Source organism: Streptomyces sp. SID14478 (assembly GCF_010548525.1).
In the GTDB taxonomy this organism is placed as follows: Bacteria; Actinomycetota; Actinomycetes; order Streptomycetales; family Streptomycetaceae; genus Streptomyces.
The window spans coordinates 1-449 of sequence record NZ_JAAGMG010001340.1 but is presented as its reverse complement, the minus strand read 5'-3'; the positions used below and the strand labels follow the sequence as shown (position 1 = coordinate 449).

The window sequence follows — 449 nt, the reverse complement described above, 5'->3', positions numbered from 1 at the left end:
GCCGCGCGACTCGGCCGACCACGTGCAGCGATGGGCGCTCGCCCAGTCGGACGCGGACGCCGCGGGCCTGGAGGCGAGTTCGCCGCAGCTGAGCACCCGGAACCTGGTGACCGTGACGGACGGGGCCGTCGTGTGGACGACCTCCGTACGCTTCGACCGGCCCGCGGGGAAGGTGCTGTGGGCGCTCGCCGCGCCCGTCCACCACCGGGCGCTGCCCTACCTCTTGACCCGCGCGGCCCGCACCCTGCCCCGCTCCCGCTGAGTCAGCGCCGCGAGCCCCGCCATCACGAGCGTCGCTCCGGCGGAGACGGCGAAGCCGCCGTGCGGCCCGCCCGCGTCCACGGCCCGTCCGGCCAGCGCACCGGCCACGGCGGTGCCCGCGGCACTGGCGGAGCCGATCCAGGTGAAGGCCTGGGTGAGGACGGCGCGCGGCACGGTCGACTCGGTGA

At 77.3% G+C, this 449-nt stretch carries 2 pseudogenes; one reads left to right on the top strand and one right to left on the bottom strand.

Annotated elements, in window-relative coordinates:
• A pseudogene (locus G3I40_RS42180) lies at positions 1-262 on the top strand (hypothetical protein); the annotation flags it as partial.
• Here G3I40_RS42180 and G3I40_RS42175 read toward each other — a convergent pair.
• Positions 217-449 (bottom strand): annotated as a pseudogene (locus G3I40_RS42175) (MFS transporter); the annotation flags it as partial. The pseudogenes G3I40_RS42180 and G3I40_RS42175 sit on opposite strands and share 46 nt — an antisense overlap.